This window comes from Mucilaginibacter lacusdianchii (assembly GCF_009770985.1).
GTDB classification, from domain to species: Bacteria; Bacteroidota; Bacteroidia; order Sphingobacteriales; family Sphingobacteriaceae; genus Mucilaginibacter; species Mucilaginibacter lacusdianchii.
The window spans coordinates 944,744-965,322 of the sequence record NZ_WSRW01000001.1 but is presented as its reverse complement, the minus strand read 5'-3'; the positions used below and the strand labels follow the sequence as shown (position 1 = coordinate 965,322).

Here is a 20,579-nt window from a genome sequence, read left to right as displayed (position 1 = left end):
AAGTATAAGCAATCAATATGCCACTCGAAAGCAAGCGGGTTAATTTATGTGAAATAAGTGATATGTAAAATATTATTTTTAACAAAAAAGCCGCTAGTTTAACGCAAGCGGCTTTTAAGTACAAATAGTTTAATAATTATATGCGGATAAATAAGTCATCGGCTGGCTTACGCACTTTAGCAAAATGAGCATAAGCATCATCTTCTGCACGGAAACCTATACAAGCAATTACTGAAGTAGTTAAACCTTTTTCTTTCAAGCCTAATATTTCATCAAACTTACCAGCGTTAAAGCCTTCCATCGGGCAGTTGTCAATGCCCATTTCAGATGCAGCACTCATTAAAACGCCTAAGGCAATGTAAGCTTGTTTATGTGCCCAGGCAATCTTTTGATCCTCAGTGTAACGACCAACAGCACCCAACATACTTTCTTCAAACGGACGTAGTTGTTCACGCTCTACACCACGCACGCGGGCTACTTCATCAACATATTTTTCTACATACGCTTCGTTGATTTCTGTTTCGGCAGCAAACACAATTATTTGTGAAGCATCAGTCAACTGAGTTTGCCCGTAAGCGGCTTCGCGTAATTGCTCGCGAACAGCGGCATTTTCTACAACCAATATTTCATAATGTTGTAAGCCGTATGACGATGGGGATAAACGTACAGTTTCCAGTAATTCGTTTAACTGCTCATTGCTTAGCTTTTTGTTAGCATCAAATTTTTTGGTAGCGTAACGCCACTCTAGCGATTGTTTTAGTGACATAGAATTATTTTTGATGTAAAATTACATGTTTAAACATGTAATTGTGTAACGGGTGTGTCAAGTTTAACCTAAACCTCTGTCATGCAAAGCTTTCAGGCGTTCTTTCTCTAAGCGCTTTTGTTCTCTGCGGGCTTCACGTTCGCGTTTACGATTAGCTTTGGCCGAGTCGTCGGGAGATGCTTGCACTTTAGAGGTGTCTTTCTTTCCAAACAAACGCTGGAAAAATCCGGGTTCTTTAGGCGCTTCGGTAACACCTGGCGGTACTACTTGTTCATCACCCTCTGCAGCATCGGGGTTGGCCAGTATGCTGTCGGCCACGGCTGTATCAACAGGCGCTATGCGTTGCCTTAGTCCTTCGCGCAGGCGTACGTTGTAAAACCCATAAGCGTTAGTATCGCGTTGCGCCCAGCCTCGGCTGGCCATCAGGTTGCCTATCAGCCTGAAATAACCATGTAAACGGTAGCGTAGCGTGCCATCGGGCTCAAAGGCATATAAGCCTGCTTTAGGGTTAGGTACTATGCTAGCCAGATATATACTTTCGCCAATAGTTAAATCGGATGGTGATTTCCCGAAATAGAAGTGAGATGCCTCACCAATGCCATAAATATTGCGGCCCCATTCAATGATGTTAAAGTACACCTCCAGCATGCGTCTTTTGCTCATCAAACGGGTGTTTTCTATCATCCATACAATAATAGCTTCTTCCACCTTGCGCACCAGCGTTTTTTTACGGCTTAAAAAAGTGTTTTTCACCAGCTGCATAGATATGGTACTGCCACCACGCTTAAACTTCTTCTCTTTTAAGTTGGTAGCAATTGATCTGCGCAACGATTCCTGAACAAAGCCGTGGTGGGTATAAAAAGATGGATCCTCGGCTGTCATTACTGCATGTTGCAGTTCTGGTGCTATTTGATCAATAGGGGTGAAGTTCGGGTTGCTTGGCCCAATAAAACGTGCCGGCATGGGCTTGCCCTTTTCATATGGCACATAAGTAAAGGGCTTGTTTAGCTTATCAAAATCAGTCTTTCCAAACTGCACAATCCGGAAGCCCTGCTGCGCCATGCCCGATTCAAACTGTACGTCATCGGGGCGCGAAGTATCTAAAAATAGATGCAGGTTATAGCGTACTTTACCGGTTACCTTTATACCTTCAAGCGTAGTAAATAAGCCTTGCGGAAAGGAGTCAAATACATCTTGCGCTGGCAACCAGTCGGTATGCATTTTAACCGCAAATATTTTGGTAGGGCGCATGGTATATTTCACATATGGATGCGCAGTAATCTTTTTTAAGTGGATAACCGACGAACTATCCAACGAAACATAACGGCCACCTACAAACAGGTTGGCATCAATAGACCCTACCGGTACAGTTACATTGCTGTCGGAAAGAGCCGGGTGATTGATAAGCAGGTTGCGAACGGCTAAGTAGGTGTATATCTGTGTTTCGTCGTTACCGTGCTCTACTTTATTTAGCCGGGTGGTTAATGTGTCAAAGTTCAGCTTCAGCTTAAATTTGCTTTCCAGAAAAGGCAGTTCAAATTTGCGGCCCTGGGCATACAGCTTTACGTCAATCTCTTTATCAGAAGGGTTTAGCTTGCCGGCCAGGTGCCAAGTGGCATAATTATCGTTCACTACAATGGTCGACATCAAATCGCCATCTTTAATAATAGCCGAGCGCGTAAATAACTTTACCTGATTGCTGTCGTCGGTAAAAGTAGTATTGAAATTAGTCAGGTTTAAATTGTCCGGAATTTTATAAAGCACCTGGTTAATCAGGTTATCGGCCAAATCATTCAATCCTGTTGTTGATTTTTTATTACTGTTCTTCTTCTTTTTAAACAAGAAATCGAAATTGCGCACACCGTTTTTGCTCACCAGGTTTAAATGCCCGTCGTGCAAACCTACATCAGCCAGTTTAATATCCCCAATAATAAGCGGCATCAGCTTAACGCTTATCACAAAATAGCGAATACTCAACAGGCTGTCGCGCTGCTCGGGCACTACACTTATATTACTGAAAGCCACGGTGCTTAGACCTGTAAAATGAGCTTGACCTATTTTTACATCTAAATTATACTCCGCTTTCGCTTTTGCTTTAGCTTTGTTAATGGCCGACTGCAATATGGCTTCGCGTTTAGAATAAGCCAGATAGCCACCAATAAGAGTAATCAAGAGAAGAATGCCCAGGACGATACTGGCAATACGTATATACTTAGGATTAAGGCGATGCATGTGTAAATTTCTCCAAAACTAAATCTTATCGGCTATAAAACGTTTCCGCAAAGTAAATTATTTCTCTAACAAAAGCATTGCGCGCCTGTTTTTGTAATTTTGCACTCACCCTATTATTATGCAACTAAATAAAGAACAAGTATTACAAGCCCTGAGCAACGTTGAGGAACCTGACTTGAAAAAAGACCTGGTTACCTTGAACATGATACAGGATATACATATTGAAGGTAATAAACTGAGCTTTTCGGTTATACTAACCACACCGGCCTGCCCATTAAAAGGTTTAATTGAAAATGCCTGCCGCAATGCCATCAGCCATTTTATCAGTCCGGATGTGGAAGTGAGTATCAATATGACATCGCGCGTAACAACACAAAAAAACACTGGTGTTCCGGGTGTTAAAAATATTATTGCTGTGGCATCAGGTAAAGGTGGCGTGGGTAAATCTACCGTGGCAGCTAACCTGGCGTTAGGCTTAGCCGCTACTGGCGCAAGCGTAGGTTTAATTGATGCGGATATTTATGGCCCATCGGTTCCTATCATGTTTGGATTGGAAGGTGCCCGCCCGCAGGCCAGCCAGGTAAATGGCAAAACCCGTATCGAGCCTATTGAAAAATATGGCATCAAGTTGCTATCTATCGGTTTCTTTACCGACCCTAACCAGCCAGTGCCATGGCGTGGGCCAATGGTTTCTACAGCCGTAAAACAACTATTCAACGATGCCGACTGGGGCGAACTGGATTACTTAGTGGTGGATTTGCCGCCAGGTACTGGTGATATACACATTACGGTTACCCAAAGCTTCCCGATTGCCGGTGCGGTTGTTGTAACTACACCGCAGGATGTTGCTTTGGCCGATGCCAAAAAAGGGGTTGGCATGTTTATGATGGATGCCATTAATGTACCTGTACTGGGGGTGATTGAAAATATGTCGTACTTCACACCGGCCGAATTGCCCGAAAACAAATATTACATTTTTGGACAGGGTGGTGGCTTAAAACTGGCGCAAATGATTGATGCACCCTTCTTGGGCGAAATACCTCTGGTGAAAAGTATCAGCGAATCGGGCGATGCAGGTAAGCCGGTGGTACTATCAGAAGATGGCATTATGAACAAGGCTTTTATGCATATTGCCGAGCGGGTGGCACAACAGGTTTCCATCTTTAACGCCAAGGCACCCGATGGCGTGAATGTGGTAAATCACTAAAAAAAATTAATATCTTTACGTAACTAAAATTATAAACATGAGTTTGTTTGAGCAGGTTGAAGCAGCATTAGATACCATCAGGCCGTATCTGGAAGCTGACGGTGGGAATGTTTCAATTGAAGAGATTACGCCAGATAATGTGGTGAAATTGAAGCTGCTGGGTTCATGCGGCTCATGCCCAATGAGTATTATGACCCTAAAGGCCGGTATTGAGCAAGCCATTATGAAAGCCGTGCCCGAGGTAAGCGCTGTTGAGGCACTTAACCTGACTGATATGGACGACCCTAATGCGGTTTTGCCGGCCAACATGCGCTAATGTTAAGTAATGTTAAATATTAGCGTATATCAGCACCTTAGCATATTTTTATCTCGTTAAAACCTTTTTAATTATAGCCGGGTAAATACAGTTACAACTGTTTAGAGCTAATGATGAAGCGTGTAGTTGGATTATTATTTTTTTTGTTTGCCACAGTAGTTGCTTTCGGACAGCAGCAGGAAAAACCTTTGCTGCAATTTTCGGGAATCACGGTAAATGCTGATAGTAACAAGGTAATTGTCCCTTACGTTTCTATTGCCAATGCAAACAGTAAAAAAACAGTTAATATATCTAATTACAAAGGCTACTTCTCATTCGTGGTTCACGAACAGGATACCTTGCTGTTTACCGCAGTGGGTTTCGCGCCGCAGGAGATTGTTATTCCGGCTAATACCAATAAAAGCTATACCGTTCATGTGAAAATGAAACCGCAGGTTATCAACCTGCCTGCTTTCCATGTGTTTCCGTGGGCTACTACGGATGAATTCAGGAAAGATTTTTTGACGATGAAAGTGGCTAGTGACGACCTGGAAAATGCCCGTAAAAATTTGAGCAAAAGTTCGTTAGCTGCGGCTAACAGTACATTGGCACGTGATGCCGGTGAAATACAATCGGCTATAGGGCAGGATATGCATACGCGTATACTGAATTCACATTCATTAATTCCGAACCCGCTGCTTAACCCTATAGCCTGGGGATCGCTTATTAAATCTATTGCTGCCGGCGATAAAAGCCGGAGCAGCAATGATTAATAATTATGAGCGGCCTTTTTTAGCTGCCGGGAATTTCATTTTATAATCTACTTTCACTACCCCGCGCGAAATATCATTCAGTCTTTTTTCAATTAAACGCTTGCGTAGCGGACCTAATTTGTCGGTAAACAGCTTGCCTTCAATATGGTCATACTCGTGCTGAATAACCCGTGCAGCCAAACCTTTAAAGGTATCCTCGTGATGTTGCATGTTTTCATCATAATAGGATATACGCACGGTAGGCTTGCGGTAAACATCCTCGCGAATGTCCGGAATGCTCAAACAACCTTCATTAAAAGGCCATTCTTCACCGGTTTCTTCCAGTATCTGGGCGTTGATAAATACTTTTTTAAAGTCTTTCAGTTCCGGTTCATCGTCATCAAACGGAGATGCATCGATTACAAACAAACGTAAAGATTTACCCACTTGCGGAGCTGCCAAACCTACGCCACGGGCAGCATACATGGTTTCAAACATGTTTTCCACCAATTCTTTTAAGTCGGGTTGTTCTTCAGGTATAATGTCAACCGCCTTTTTTCTCAAAACCGGGTCGCCGTAGGCTACAATGGGTAGTTTCATAGCTGCAAAATTACGAATTTAACTTTTGTTAAAAAAAATGCGGCTTAGTTCCCTTGTCATGAATGAGCCATATCAAAATCTGCTTCGGTATAATCAACTTTGTAAAAAATCGAAATTAAAAGTTCGAAATCCGAAATCATATTCTACTTTTGCTGCATAATTTCTTAAGGGGTGCCTTGCTTTGAGCAATCAAACTGAAAGACAGGCTGAGATCATACCCATGGAGAAGTGTTGTTAGTTATCTGTTGTCGGTTATGTGAAATTATTATTCACAACGATCAACCCGCCACTCACAGCACACTCCTACACCTGATCCGGGTAATGCCGGCGTAGGGACAGAGGTAATAAGTTAAGTGTACTGCACGCAATTTACACCCTTAGCGGGCAGATGGTTTAACATAATGTTCTATTCATCATTTTGAAAAATTTACTTTCGGCACTTGTTGCCCTGCTGTTGCCATTTTGGGCAGCGGCCCAGTTCTCCGTATCTGGAAAAATTGTTGATCAGCAAACAGGTCAGCCTTTACCCGGTACTACTGTTATTTTACAGGGGTTACAGGTGTCGCCCAGTACGGTTACCACTAATAGCGGTACCTATCAGTTTAACAATGTAAAAGCCGGTAGCTATGTATTAAAAGTAAGCTACATCGGTTATCAAAACGCACAAAAGGCATTCAGCCTCAGCAGCAATCAAACTATTAATCTGAGCCTTACTGCCAGTACATTACAAGCAGAAGAAGTTACGGTAAGTGCCACCCGCGCGTCTAATAACTCGCCAACAGCCTTTACTAATCTGCGCCGTAAGGACATTCAAAAAAATAATCTGGGTCAGGATTTGCCGCTTTTACTGAACCAAACTCCTTCAGTGGTAACTACATCTGATGCCGGCGCGGGCGTGGGTTATACCGGTATCCGCATCCGTGGATCGGACGGTACGCGTATCAACGTAACCATCAACGGTATTCCGTATAATGATGCCGAAAGCCAAGGTTCATTCTTTGTGGATATGCCCGATTTTGCTTCATCAGTAGATAATATACAGATACAACGTGGTGTGGGCACATCTACCAATGGCGCCGGTGCTTTTGGGGGTAGCATCAATATATCTACTACCACCCGCCGGGATAGTGCTTACGCGGAGTTGAACAATTCAGCCGGTTCATATGGTACGGTAAAAAATACGGTACAATTAGGTACAGGTTTGTTGGGCGGTAAGTTTACGTTTGATGGCCGCTTGTCGCGCATTGCGTCAGACGGGTACATTGATATGGCTTCATCCAATTTGCAATCGTATTTTCTAAGCGGTGCTTACTACGGCAAAACCAATGTGATTCGTGCCAATGTATTTGCCGGGCACGAGCGTACTTATCAAGCATGGAACGGTGTTCCGGATAATATCATCGGCGATCCGGACTATGCAGCGTCAATTGGCGAAAACCCTCGTCGTTACAATGAACTGGGTATTATGCCGAATGGCGACCGTTACCGAGACCAGGTAGATGATTATACACAGAAGCATTACCAGTTGTTGTATGACCAGACTATTTCCCGTGTGCTGTCTTTCAGCGGAGCCTTGCATTATACCAAAGGTTCTGGCTATTATGAAGAATATCGTGAAGACGATGATTTGCAGAATACTTATGGTATAAAGCCGGTAACTATTGGCGGTACCACCATTAAGAATACTAATCTGGCTCGTCGCCGCTGGCTGGATAATGATTTTTATGGCGTAACGTACTCCCTAAAATATCACCCCAGCAAACTAAACCTGATTATTGGTGGTGCATATAATAAATACGATGGCGACCATTTTGGTAATGTATTATACACTGAGCAAAGTGCCGGCATCATTCCGAACTACGAGTACTACCGCAACAACGCTAAAAAGAACGACTTTAACATTTATAGCCGTGCCGAGTATCAGTTGGGTAAACTGTTATTGTATGGCGATTTGCAGTACCGCCATGTGTACTACAATATTTTCGGCTTGGAGAACAAGATGCAGCAGATTAACAATCAGGCAACCTTTAATTTCTTTAATCCCAAAGCCGGTATTACTTACGAGATTGACGCTAACAATAATGTATATGCCTCATTTGCTATTGGTAACCGCGAGCCTAATCGTAATGACTTTACCGACCGTGTGGCCGGTCAGCCGCTGCCTAAATCAGAAAATCTGAAAGATATCGAGTTGGGCTACCGCATCAATCAGGCTAACTTTAATGGAAGCATCAATGGCTTTTACATGATTTATAAAAACCAGCTGGTACTAACCGGGCAGTTGAATGATGTAGGCTCACAAGTGCGTACTAATGTAAAAGACAGCTACCGTGCCGGTATAGAAGCCGAAGGGCGCGTGCGTATTACCCGTGCATTAACGTGGGGTGCCAATGCTACTTTAAGTACCAATAAGGTAAAGAACTTTGTTCAGACGTTAAATGCATCAGATGAGAATTATGATCCGCTGCCGTCTGTGGTGCAAACCCTGGCAAAATCAGATTTGGCTTTTTCGCCATCGTTGATTGCAGGTAGTGAGATTACTTTTTCGCCGGTCAAAAATGGCAGTATTGCGTTTTTAAGTAAGTATGTAAGCAAGCAGTACCTGGATAATACATCCAATATCAACCCAACTGGTGTAACTACCTCGCCGGATGTAGCGGCTAACCCTTATGCTGTTAACCGTTACCTGAAATCGTACTTTGTGAACGATGTTCGCCTAAATTACAATTTTGCCATTAAAGGGGTTAAAAACATTGGTGTTACTTTATTGGTAAATAACATCTTCAGCAAAAAGTATGAAGCCAACGGTGCTACTTACCCGGATGTAGAAAGTGGCTACTTGGTAAATTACAATTATTATTTTCCGCAGGCTACCCGCAACTTCCTGGCTTCTGTTAACCTGAGATTTTAATAAGTTATGCAGCAGTGGCTTGATTTATTAATAACGCAAATACGGCAAACTACTCCTTTGGAGTGGTTGGCCGTATTTTTTGGCATGTCCGAAGTATTGCTGGCCCGTAAAAACAAGGTATGGTTGTACCCTGCAGGTATCGCCGGCTCGGCTATCACCATATTTCTGCTACTTAAGGCGGGCCTATATGCCGATTCGGCCCTAAACGCCTACTATGTAGGCATGAGTATTTATGGCTGGATGTTATGGGTACGCCGTAAAAATGCAGCACCAGTGCAAATTGCCTATGCCACAAAGCAGGAGTGGGTTATTACCATACTGATTGCATTTGTTGGCTGGGGAGTAATTTTTGTACTGCTTAAGTATTTTACCGATTCAACCGTGCCGGTTTGGGATGCCTGGGTGTCGTCATCGGCTTGGGCAGGTACCTGGTTACTGGCACGCAGGCGGATAGAAAACTGGGTGGTGCTTAACGTTTCCAATCTATTTGCTATTCCGCTGTTGTTCCATAAGCACTTGCCGCTATTTGCGCTGCTAACTGCGTTTTTATTTATAGTGGCCATTTTTGGCTATTTTGACTGGCGTAAGCTATACCGGCAAAGCCAGTTAAAACCTCAATTGAACTAATATGCTTGCCATACCTCATCCTTCTGTTCTATTGCAGCCTGAATGGGTAACTGTTATCCGCAAAAATGCTTTTGCTGCCGAGCAAGCAGGATTATTGCAATCTGCACAGCTTGAGCTTATTTATGAGCAGCAATGGTTTAAGCTATTAATACCTGCCGCTTATGGTGGTGTGGAAATGCCTTTGCCAGATCTAGTTCGCTTGGAAGAAGCATTGGCTTGGGCTGATGGCAGCCTGGGCTGGGTAGTTACCTTATGTGCCGGAGCAGGCTGGTTTGGCGGCTTTATAGCGCCCGAAGCAGCTCAATCGATATTTGCCGACCCTAGGGTTTGCCTGGCAGGTAGTGGTGCTGATTCGGGTACGGCTACTATAACTGATGACGGTTATGTGCTTAATGGTAGCTGGAAATATGCCAGCGGCGTTCGGCATGCAACCCACTTTACGGCCAGCTGTCAGATTATTGATAATAATAAACCAGTAATGGATTCCAGCGGTAAGCCAATGATATTATCGTTTGTGATTGATAAAGACGCTGCTAGCTTGGTACCTGCTTGGAAATATATAGGTATGATGGGTACCGGTAGTCATGCTTTTACACTGCACGATGCTGGGGTAAGTGCCAACCGAAGTTTTAAAATCAATGCAGAAGATACCTTAATTGACGGACCTTTATACCGCTATCCATTCCTGCAACTGGCCGAAGCTACCCTGGCTGCTAACCTTTCGGGGATGGCTATACATTTTGCTGATTTATGCGAGCCTATATTTCATGAGAAATTAAAACAGAAGCGTTTAACCGATGTACACCGCGAAGTGTTACTGAATACACTGCAAGGGGTAAGAGAGAATATACAGGCCATGCGCGATAATTTTTATCAGGCACTTGACGCTTCCTGGCAGGCCATGGAAACAAGTCATCATATTGAAGATGTGCAGCTACAAGCTGTTAGCCGCGCTAGTCGTTTGTTAGCCCAGATTGCACGCGAAAGTGTCGATACTTTATATCCATACTGTGGCTTACAAGCTGCTTCGCCCGATACGGAGATTAACCAGGTATGGCGGGATTTGCATACGGCTGGTCAGCATGCTTTGTTGACGTTTAGTGAATAGGAGAGCGTCTTGTGTTTTTTTGTGCTTTGACTTTAGGTTGTGCCTTGTTAGGATAAGGATGTTGTTTGACCACTGCCTGTGGAAGTCACTTTTTTTCGTATTGTTTAATTGTTTTTATAGGCACTCAAGAGGGCTTCGCCGTTCTTTTTTACCGCAAAAAAGAAAAGTAACCAAAAGAAAACTTAGCGTTAGCGATCTCATGAACACCGTTAAAAAACTAACATTAAGTGAATAACGCTCTCGGCCGCACCTTCTTTCTACTTAGGTCAGTACTTATACTTAAGTTAGAAGCTACCGAAAGAAGCTGAATGCCGATTCTTTTTTTAAGCTCGTTCTGGTAGTGCTTTACGTTGAAGTTAACTCCTGCGAGATAGATATATGAGAAGCGCAGTGGCCCGCTGTTGCGCCCGGGCCAGCGACGGCCTTGCGGGCAGACAGGTGATCGCAACAGCTAGGCTTTTTTGGTTCTTTTGTAGCTATGACAAAAGAACTAGCCCCTGCGGCAATGAGCAGACGAAGTAGGTTTAAAAACACTAAAGGATGTTAAAAACGCATTAGCTAATTAGAAAAGCACAAATTTAAAAGCATAGCCTAAAGCATAAAACCCTATTTTCTTCATTCCATAACAAAAAAATCACACTGCCTTTTATTTACATTGCTGATATTTGCCCCCTTAATATAACAGCTATAATGAAATTTAAGAACTGGGTATTAATAGGCATGGCAGTAATGCCAATGCTTTCATCAGCACAAAAAGCTAAAACTCCCGTAACAAATGCTACAACCTTGCCTCGTCCTAAACTGGTGGTGGGTATTGTGGTTGACCAAATGCGTTGGGATTATTTGTATCGTTTTTACGACCGTTACCAAACCGGCGGTTTTAAACGGATGTTAAACGAGGGTTTTACTTGTGAAAATACCCATATCGATTACCTGCCTACCGAAACCGCGCCCGGCCATAGTTGTATTTACACCGGCTCGGTACCGGCCATTCATGGTATTGCGGCTAATTCATTCTTTATACAGGCAACCGGCCGGTATACCTATTGTACCGAAGATACCACCGTACAAACGGTAGGAAGTCCGTCAAAAGCCGGACAAATGTCACCACGTAATTTACTGGCCAGCACTATTACAGATGAATTGAAACTGGCAACCAATTTCCGTTCAAAGGTAATTGGTATTGCTTTAAAAGACCGGGGCAGTATTTTGCCTGCCGGCCATACACCTAATGGTGCTTACTGGTTTGACGATGCCAGTGGCCGTTGGATTACCAGTACCTACTACATGGGTGATTTGCCTGCTTGGGTAAAACAGTTTAACGATCAAGGGTTGGTAAATAAGTATTTGAGCCAGCCTTGGAATACGTTATATCCAATTGAAAGCTATGTGCAAAGCGCACCGGATAATTCTCCGGCCGAAACATCATCAAGAGGTGAAAAAGCACCGGTGTTTCCGCATGATTTGCCAACTATAAAAGGTAGTGATTTTGGTGCCATTCGGGCTACGCCTTTCGGTAATACATTAACACTGGAATTTGCCAAAACAGCTTTAGATGCCGAACAGTTAGGCAAGGGGCCCGTTACTGATTTTCTGGCGGTTAGCCTTTCATCAACCGATTATGTAGGTCATCAGTTTGGCCCTAATTCCGTTGAAGCAGAAGATGTGTACCTGCGCTTGGATAAAGATCTGGCAGCCTTCTTTTCATATCTGGATGCTAAAGTAGGTAAAGGTAATTACACTGCTTTTTTAACAGCCGATCATGGTGCTGCTCATAATGCAACTTTTGCCAAAAGTCATAATATTCCGTCCGGTCTTTGGGATTCAGGTGCAGCTACTAAAGCTTTAAATAATTTATTGGAAGATAAATACAAAATCAGCCCATTAATCAGAGGCATCGATAGCTATCAGATAAATTTGAACAATAAAGCCATTGCGCAGAAAAATCTTAATAAAGAGGCCATCAAAAAGGATTGCATAGACTGGCTGACGCAGCAACTCGGTGTATTATATGCCGTGGATATGCAAAAAGTGCAACTGGCCAGCGTGCCTGCCGAATTGCGCGAGCGTATTATTAACGGTTACAATGCCGATCGTAGCGGCGAAATTCAAGTAATACTACAGCCCGGATGGTATGCAGGCCGTTCGGCAACCGGCGCTTCGCATGGGGTAAGTTCGCCGTACGATACGCACATTCCATTTGTATTGATGGGATGGGGCATACAGCACGGTAGCCTAAACCGCGATACGCATATGACGGATATTTCGGCCACTTTAGCTGGCTTATTGCACATTCAAATGCCAAGTGGCTGTATAGGTAAAGTAGTACAGGAAGCTCTGAAAAAGTAATAATAAATAAGGCCTGCGCAAAAATGCAGGCCTTATTTATTTAATAACCAATTTTTAATCTTTTTAAAGATGTCTTCCTTTCGCGGCTTAGGTAAGCCATCGTGCGTGAGCTGGTTTTGATAATGATATTCTAGTTGTGCAGCGTAAGTTTGTTGCTCAGGCGTTCCTTGTAATAGTGCTGTAATATAAGGTTCCACACGGTTTTGCAACATGCTGTTGCCCGATATGGTATAATATGCACTGCGTATGGCGTTCGGCTGATTGTTGTTAATGGTACCCTGACCATTTTCGGCAAAGTAGTCGACATGGAAAATTTGAGGATTTAATTTTTTGAGACGCTTGGTGCCCCGCCTTTCGTTACGCCAGGGATGTTCCCCTTTATGTAATTGTTGAATCAAAAAATCTTTATTCCATAACGTAACCTGGTGCGACATCAGATAATCTGATGCTTGGTTATCGAGCAGCGTTACATTGAACCCTTCTATATAATAAGGTGTAGGCTGCGTTTTGTACAAACTGGCGCTTCCTAATTTTATCTGTTGCCAGTTGTTGGCTTGTGCCAGCGCAAACAGTTTGTTAAAAAAGCTTCCGCTGGTAGGTTGGTTTAACCACATATCTTCCTGAAAGTATAGTACATACTGTTCTCGAATAATATGTTCCAATAAATAACGTAACCGGTCGGCCCACTCACCATTGCCCGACTTGATATTGGTGAAATGTGGTAAAGCCGTTTCTGCTTCTTCGGTAGCGAAATAATAGTTGCAATGTGCCCCAAAATCCCAGTATTTGTCAAAAAAGTAACTAAAGCCCGGATACAAAAAGCGATACCGGTCGCAAGTATGTACCAGTAAGGCAAATTGATTTTGTTGGCTATCGTTATTATTCATTATACCTTTGTATAAGTGGGCTATGAAAGTGAATTAACACTTTTGCAAACATACTACTTGAGTATGAAATGCGGTCTAGCAAACCAATTAAATTATGTCGTCACATCATATTGTTCGCGAAAAGCAGGAACCGGCTTTATTAATATTAGGCCTGGATCAATTTACAGACGAAGAGCTAGGGCAATTGCTGGAATGGAGCCCAACAGTGATAGCCGTTTCTGCCATGGCCGAACAGTTGGCCATTTATGATATTAAGGTAGATTACATAATAGGTGATGAAGGCTTTAGTATTGCACAATCTGATGTGAAAACTCTTAAGAGTGCAGGTAAGCCGCTTTTGAATGCGGCACTTGAATTTTTAATAGAGCAGGGTTATCCAGCTGTAAATATCGTTACCAGTGGGTTTGATTTTAAAACGTATCAAGCTTATGTTGGTAAAATTGATTGGGTGGTTTTTTGTAATCAGCAAAAAATATATCCAATCATGTCGGGTTTCAGCAAATGGAAGCCAGCTGGTGAATTAATTGAAATACTAGGGCCATCTATTGAGTTGTTGGAAGAAGGTCTGGCACCGTTAACGCATAATCAATATTCAACTACCAATGATGGGTTTTTTAAATTGACTTTTAAAGAGCCTTATTTGATGATAGCAGAAAGATATTAATGATATATTTAAGACGGAGGACAATCAAACTTTAATTAACTGTCATACGCTAGCCTTTAATTCTAGTATATAATCTAATCTTTTAATGTCAGGCAATAAGCAATGCCAGTTGCTTACTTACTTGCTGATCTTCAATACCAGTATTGCATTTTGCTTCAACCTTATCTTTTACAACCAATGGTTGTAAATAAATGTAACAAGTTTTTTACATTTTAATATTAAATCTATATTTTAGGCCATGAATGGTATTCCAATCCATTTCATCTAAAAAAAACAGCCACTTTTTCTAGGAATTCTTTTATCTGCATTCGTTTTCTAGCGAAATGAGGTTTTTTGTGGCGTAAAAATCCGATTATCTCAAATTAATTAATCAAAATGATGCTATTAGGGTAAATTGTTTAGTATTTATAAAATAAATTAAAAAATATGACCGATTATTTAATAAAAAATCATCATTTAGTACTTTGAAGTAAATATTTATTATAAATTGCCCTTAATTAATCAAACTATTAGCGAATGAAAAAAGTTCTACTCAATTTTTTATGGGTTTTGCTCCTGCTAAGCACGCAAGTTTATGCGCAAACCCGCACAGTAACCGGAAAAGTAACCGGAAAAGATGACGGATTAGGTCTTCCAGGTGTAAGTGTTATGGTTCAGGGCTCAAAATCCGGCACGCAAACAGGTCCCGATGGTTCTTATTCCATTAAAATAGCTTCAGGTCAGGTATTAACATTCAGTTTTGTTGGGTTTACCTCGCAAAGTATTACACCAACAGGTGATAGGGTGGATGTGGTGATGTCTGGAACTGCCAGTACATTAAACGATGTGGTAGTAGTAGGTTACGGCACGCAGGTTAGACGTGATGTGGTTGGTAGTATTGGCACTGTAAAAGGAACAGATATTGCTCAGCAACCAGTGCAAAACATTCAGCAGGCTTTAGGTGGACGTGTAGCTGGTGCTCAGGTAAACATTCCGACAGGTGTGTTAAACTCAACTCCGGTAATCCGTATTCGCGGTACCAATTCGATTAATGGTAGTTCTCAACCTTTGTATGTGATTGATGGTGTGCCAAGCTTTAGCGGTAATCAAAATGGCGGTACAGCTGCTGCCGGCGATGCTTTGGCTAATATCAATCCGGAAGATATAGAAAGTATAGATGTCGGAAAAGATGCTGCAGCAACAGCTATTTATGGTAGCCGTGCCGCCAATGGCGTAATATTCGTTACCACTAAAAAAGGTAAAAAAGGTAAAACGGTTGTTACTTTAGATAGCTGGATTGGTATGAACAAGCCTTATCGTTTACCCAAATTGTTAAATGCAGCTGATTACACCATCATCAAAAACGAAGGCTTAGTAAATGCTGGTACTTATCGCAGAACAGGTGCTACTAATGATTTGTATTACGAAAACACTTTGGATGCTAACGGTAATATTGTTAATACCAATTGGTTTGACTATATATACAGAACTGCAACCTCTTACAATAGCACTATGAGTTTATCTGGTGCCAATGAAAACACTAGCTACTATTTATCGGCAAACTGGAGTAAACAGGAAGGTTTAATTCAAAAAAACGGTTTTGAAAGAAAGCAGATGTTGGCCAATTTTGATCATAAGGCCAGCAAAATCATAACTGTAGGCGGAAAACTATCATACAGCAATAGTTTAAACACTGCTGCCACCAGTTCTGGTTCACAAGAAGGTGAGGCATTTGGTATCACTGGTTTAGGTCGTATCGGTTTAGTATTGCCCCCCAATATCAGCCCTTACAATGCAAACGGTACTTATAACATCAACGGTAATACCCTAGGCTTAGGCGCAAACAAAGGCTTGGGTATTGGTTACTACAACATTGTTCCACTATTGGATTTGAACCGCTCAAGTAATGAGATAAACCAAGTTTCATCAAATTTGTATGTACAAATCAAGCCATTATCTTGGGTTACTTTTAAATCACAGTACGGTATTGATTATTTGTATCGGAATATTGATACTTATCAAAACCCTATACAGGGCGATGGTAATCCCACAGCCTCGGCAACAGGTACTTTCTATAAAAATCAAAGATGGGTTTGGGATAATACCTTGCAGTTTGACCGCACTTTTGCGGCCAAACATAGCGTAAGCTTGTTGTTGGGCAACGAGCAGCAACGTACCGCAAGCCGTGGTTTTGGTATAAACCGTACTGTAATATCTGATCCGGCATTTGATGTTGTACAGGCTGGCTATGCAACCAATGTCCCTTCAGGTATGGCTTATTCTGAAGATTACCTAGTATCGTTCTTTGGTCGTTTGAATTATGATTTTGATAAAAAATATTATATCAGCGGTACTTTAAGAAGGGATGAGTTCTCGGCATTTGGTGCTAATAATAAAGCTGGTTACTTTCCGGGCGGTGCAGTTGCTTATGAAATTGCACGAGAAAAATTCTGGAACTCTATAAATGCAGACAAAATTTTTAGCAGCTTCAGATTACGTGCCAGCTATGGTCGTGTAGGTAATGCCAACAATATAGGTGCATATGATTCATATGGTTTATATGCAACAGGCTTATATAATACCGCAGGTTCTTTATACTTCAACCAGACCGGAAATCCTAATTTGCAATGGGAAACGATAAGTAAATTAGATTTAGGCGCTAATTTTGGCGTCTTAAATGACAGGGTTACTGCCGAAGTTACCTACTATAAAAGTAATATTACAGATTTGATTCTTCCGGTAGAGACTGCTCCATCAGCGGGTTTACCATCAAGACCGGTAATTAACATCGGTTCAATGTTTAACAAAGGCGTAGAAATTGGCTTGAATGCTGAAGCTATCCGCTCAAAAGATTTCAGCTGGAACTCTTCATTCAATATTTCATTCAACCGCAACCAGTTGGTGAGCTTGGCAGAGGGGCAAACCAGAATAACCTCTACTACATCAGGTAGCGAAACTGCAAGTATCAGCGAAGTTGGGCATTCAATAGGTAGCTTATACATTGTACGTACAGCCGGTGTAGATCCAGCATCCGGACGCCGGATATTTTTAAATGCGGCAGGTCGCGAAGTTTTATATAGCCATGTTCCGGCAACAGGTCGCTTCCAATGGGAATATACCGATGGTACACGTGCACCGGCAATCACACAAAGCGCCGATGCTGTTAACTACAAGCAAACAGCACCTAAAGCGTTTGGTGGCTTCAGTAACACGTTCCGTTATAAAAGTTTTGATCTAAATGTATTACTTACTTATCAGTTGGGTGGTTATACCTATTATGGTACTAACGCAGGGTTGCACGATCAGCGTTTTTGGAATAATAATGTAGATATCTTAAACCGTTGGACTACCCCAGGCCAGGTTACCAATATCCCTCGTGTGGTGGCTAATGATAACGTATCTAATGGCTCAACATTGCCTATGTCTGCCAACGTGTTTAAAAGTGACTTTTTAAAAGTGAAAAGCTTTAATTTTGGATATGCTTTACCGAAGCCACTATTAAGTAAAGTAGGCTTATCTAATTTGCGCTTTTATGTAAGTGGTTACAACTTATTTGTCTTTACAAAATATCCGGGTTCAGATCCTGAGGTTTCTTCAAATGGTGCTGGTTCTGCTGGTAACACTACGCAAGGTATCGACAGGAATTCAGCTGCTAACCAGCGCACCCTTACTGCCGGCTTTACTGCTAAATTTTAATGCTTGATTTAAATTAGAATGAAAAAGAAACTTTTAACTATCATATTAGGCGTTGGAGTAGTGCTAAGCTCCTGCCAAAAAAACTTATTAACGCCCGAAAATCAAACACAGGTTGCGGATGCCGATGGGCAGCCATTTAGTACCGCGGGGCGTATTCAGAGTCAGGTGCTAGCCTTGTATGCACAAGGCTTAAGAGGCAATTCCTCTGGTTTTTTGAGCGGTAGATATCAGATTTACAATGATGTAAAGGCAGAGAACTGGCTTAATCTATCAAATAATGGCTTTACCGCTTACAATACATGGTCGCAAAATGTAACGCCAACTACCGATGAAGTTATTAACGTATGGCGGCAGGCCTATTATGCCATTAATAGCGTAAACTTGTTTTTGGAAGGTATGGAAGCTACTGGTAAAGCAACTTTGAATAATCCGGTACTGGCTGAAAGCTATATTGGCGAAGCTAAATTTGTTCGGGCGCTGAGTTATTATTGTTTATTGCAACTGTATGCACGTCCGTATACCGAAAATAATGGCACAAGCCCTGGTTTGCCATTGCGTTTAACCGGAAATTCCTCTTACGAAAACTTTGATATGGTCAGAAGTACTGTGGCTCAGGTTTATAACCAAATTTTAAAAGATTTGAATGAAGCTGAAATGCAAGTTCCTTTGGCATACACTACTGCGGCTGATAATACAACCCGTGCTCATCGCAATACTATTATCGCTTTAAAAACACGAGTTTACTTAACCATGGGCCGTTACGCAGATGTAATTACTGAAGCTAACAAAATGGTAGGCGGTACTACCTTTACCGCTGCTGCTGGTTCTGGTCCTGCTGGTAGGGTGGCCAACGCTTTACAGTCAAATATTGTTAATGTATTCAGAGCGCCGTATACTACAACAGAATCTATATTTTCAATGCCATTTGTTGCAGGTACCGAAAATCCCGGAACGCAAAATCAGTTAGCTTACTATTTTTATCAGAATGCAAGTACACAGGGTGCGGCTGAATATTACTTAAATCCAACAGGTGTGCTGGCCGATCCAAACTGGAAAGCAACGGATGCCAGAAAAACGGGTTTGTTGTTTACCAATGCGTCAACCGGACGGGTTTATATTACGAAGTATAACCAGCCAAGTCCATACCCGGACTGGGCCCCTGTAATGCGCTATGCTGAAGTATTATTAAACTTGGCAGAAGCACGGGCACGTACGCAAGGCATAGATGCACAAGCTATTGCATTGTTAAATGCAGTACGTGGTCGCTCCGATGCAAGCACCGTTTTTACAGCTGCTAATTTTGCAGATGGTACGGCTTTAATAAATGCTATTTTACAGGAAAGAAACATTGAATTTTTGGGAGAAGGTTTACGTAATATCGACTTGATGCGTACACAGCAAACTATCCCGGCTAAAACCAGTGGTAATACGGTGTTAGTACAGGCTATTGCGCCATCTGATCCAAGATACATTTGGCCAATTTCAAATAATGAGCTGTTGTATAATAAGCTTATAACCAATAATTAAGTATTGGTGCTTTCGTAAAAAGCCCAAAAGGATATCCTTTCGGGCTTTTTACGTTTTTGGATTTGCTAGCTGTATGTTATGTTCATATCAGTGGTAGTTATTTGCAAATTTACCTCTTTCCCAAAAAGCATTGCCCAATTATCGGCCACATGGCCAGCCGGAAAATTAAAACAAACCGGGTAATCAAATTCATCCACTACACTACGGATAATTTCTTCCGCTGTTTGTCCGAACGGAATGTCGTTATCTTTGATATCTGTAAAGCCACCTACAATTAAACCAGCCAGGTTTTTGAGTTTGCCAGCTCGTTTAAGCATACGCATCATTCGGTCAATTGCATACAGGTATTCACCTACATCTTCAATAAACAATATCTTACCATCGTAATCATAATCAGATACCGAGCCGGCTACTGACACCAAAATGGCCAGGTTACCGCCTATAAGTGTGCCTTGTGCAAAGCCTAGGCGGTTTAAAGGATGTGGTACAGGTTGGTAACTTAAAGTTTCGCCAAATAATACTTGTCGTAAAGTTTCTACCGAAGCAGCTGTGCCATCAGGAATATTGATGGGCATTTGTCCGTGTATGGAGCATATTTGCAATGTGGTGTATAAATGAGCGTGCAATACGGTTATATCGCTAAACCCGACGATCCATTTAGGATTGGTGGTCAATCGGTTGAAATTAACCCTGTCTATAATACGTACGGTGCCATAGCCACCTCGGGCGGCAAATATGGCCTTAATACTGTCGTCGTTAACAAAGCGTTGCAAATCGGCCGCACGTAAAGCATCGTCCCCGGCAAATTGGTAGTAATCGGCCGTTACCGTGTCGCCTAAAATTACTTCCAATCCCCAGCTTTGTAATAGCCTTACGGCATCATCCATGGGCTTGGGTAATTTTTTTGCCGGACATATAATCGCCACGCGATCACCTTTTTGAAGATATGGGGGAGTTATGCTCATATTGACTTATCTTT

15 protein-coding genes are annotated in these 20,579 nt (G+C 42.2%); 10 read left to right on the top strand and 5 right to left on the bottom strand.

Features of this window, described 5'->3' with window-relative positions; all coding sequences use genetic code 11:
- Positions 1-136: 136 nt before the first annotated feature.
- Both GPM24_RS04345 and GPM24_RS04340 read right to left on the bottom strand, forming a co-directional pair.
- Positions 137-766, bottom strand: coding sequence for an NAD(P)H-dependent oxidoreductase (locus tag GPM24_RS04345; RefSeq protein ID WP_158825502.1), 630 nt, complete (start codon positions 764-766; stop codon positions 137-139).
- 63 nt (positions 767-829) lie between these two features.
- Positions 830-2,998 (bottom strand): transglycosylase domain-containing protein, encoded by a 2,169-nt coding sequence (locus GPM24_RS04340; protein WP_158825501.1) that lies wholly within the window; start codon positions 2,996-2,998, stop codon positions 830-832.
- A 118-nt stretch (positions 2,999-3,116) separates the two neighbouring features.
- Between GPM24_RS04340 and GPM24_RS04335 the strand changes: the two genes are divergently transcribed.
- The 3 genes from GPM24_RS04335 to GPM24_RS04325 all read left to right on the top strand — a co-directional run bounded on the left by GPM24_RS04335 (position 3,117) and on the right by GPM24_RS04325 (position 5,273).
- A complete protein-coding gene (locus tag GPM24_RS04335; RefSeq protein ID WP_158825500.1) occupies positions 3,117-4,205 on the top strand; it encodes an Mrp/NBP35 family ATP-binding protein in 1,089 nt (362 codons plus the stop codon).
- A 37-nt stretch (positions 4,206-4,242) separates the two neighbouring features.
- Positions 4,243-4,521 (top strand): NifU family protein, encoded by a 279-nt coding sequence (locus GPM24_RS04330; RefSeq protein WP_158825499.1) that lies wholly within the window; start codon positions 4,243-4,245, stop codon positions 4,519-4,521.
- Between the two features lie 110 nt (positions 4,522-4,631).
- Complete coding sequence (locus GPM24_RS04325; RefSeq protein WP_233268732.1) at positions 4,632-5,273, top strand: hypothetical protein; 642 nt, start codon at positions 4,632-4,634, stop codon at positions 5,271-5,273.
- A 3-nt stretch (positions 5,274-5,276) separates the two neighbouring features.
- Here GPM24_RS04325 and def read toward each other — a convergent pair whose 3' ends face one another.
- Positions 5,277-5,852: a peptide deformylase gene (gene def, locus GPM24_RS04320; RefSeq protein WP_158825498.1), complete on the bottom strand. Its 576-nt coding sequence runs from the start codon at positions 5,850-5,852 to the stop codon at positions 5,277-5,279.
- A gap of 418 nt (positions 5,853-6,270) precedes the next feature.
- On the opposite strand from def, the gene GPM24_RS04315 reads away from it, so the two are divergent.
- The 4 genes from GPM24_RS04315 (at position 6,271) to pafA (ending at position 12,847) form a co-directional block, all read left to right on the top strand.
- Positions 6,271-8,763: a TonB-dependent receptor gene (locus tag GPM24_RS04315; RefSeq protein ID WP_158825497.1), complete on the top strand. Its 2,493-nt coding sequence runs from the start codon at positions 6,271-6,273 to the stop codon at positions 8,761-8,763.
- 6 nt (positions 8,764-8,769) lie between these two features.
- Positions 8,770-9,390 (top strand): nicotinamide riboside transporter PnuC, encoded by a 621-nt coding sequence (gene pnuC / locus GPM24_RS04310; protein WP_158825496.1) that lies wholly within the window; start codon positions 8,770-8,772, stop codon positions 9,388-9,390.
- A gap of 1 nt (position 9,391) precedes the next feature.
- Positions 9,392-10,498: an acyl-CoA dehydrogenase family protein gene (locus tag GPM24_RS04305; RefSeq protein WP_158825495.1), complete on the top strand. Its 1,107-nt coding sequence runs from the start codon at positions 9,392-9,394 to the stop codon at positions 10,496-10,498.
- Between the two features lie 690 nt (positions 10,499-11,188).
- Complete coding sequence (pafA, locus tag GPM24_RS04300) at positions 11,189-12,847, top strand: alkaline phosphatase PafA (RefSeq protein WP_158825494.1); 1,659 nt, start codon at positions 11,189-11,191, stop codon at positions 12,845-12,847.
- 32 nt (positions 12,848-12,879) lie between these two features.
- On the opposite strand, the gene GPM24_RS04295 is transcribed toward pafA, so the two are convergent.
- On the bottom strand, positions 12,880-13,734 hold the full coding sequence (locus tag GPM24_RS04295) for a hypothetical protein (RefSeq protein ID WP_158825493.1): 855 nt from the start codon (positions 13,732-13,734) through the stop codon (positions 12,880-12,882).
- A gap of 94 nt (positions 13,735-13,828) precedes the next feature.
- Between GPM24_RS04295 and GPM24_RS04290 the strand changes: the two genes are divergently transcribed.
- The 3 genes from GPM24_RS04290 (at position 13,829) to GPM24_RS04280 (ending at position 19,600) form a co-directional block, all read left to right on the top strand.
- On the top strand, positions 13,829-14,398 hold the full coding sequence (locus GPM24_RS04290) for a motility associated factor glycosyltransferase family protein (RefSeq protein ID WP_158825492.1): 570 nt from the start codon (positions 13,829-13,831) through the stop codon (positions 14,396-14,398).
- Between the two features lie 516 nt (positions 14,399-14,914).
- Positions 14,915-18,073 (top strand): SusC/RagA family TonB-linked outer membrane protein, encoded by a 3,159-nt coding sequence (locus tag GPM24_RS04285; protein ID WP_158825491.1) that lies wholly within the window; start codon positions 14,915-14,917, stop codon positions 18,071-18,073.
- Positions 18,074-18,091: 18 nt separating this feature from the next.
- Positions 18,092-19,600 (top strand): RagB/SusD family nutrient uptake outer membrane protein, encoded by a 1,509-nt coding sequence (locus GPM24_RS04280; protein ID WP_158825490.1) that lies wholly within the window; start codon positions 18,092-18,094, stop codon positions 19,598-19,600.
- Between the two features lie 65 nt (positions 19,601-19,665).
- Here GPM24_RS04280 and GPM24_RS04275 read toward each other — a convergent pair whose 3' ends face one another.
- Entirely contained in the window at positions 19,666-20,565 is a 900-nt protein-coding gene (locus GPM24_RS04275; protein ID WP_158825489.1) for a S66 peptidase family protein, read from the bottom strand.
- Positions 20,566-20,579: the final 14 nt, after the last annotated feature.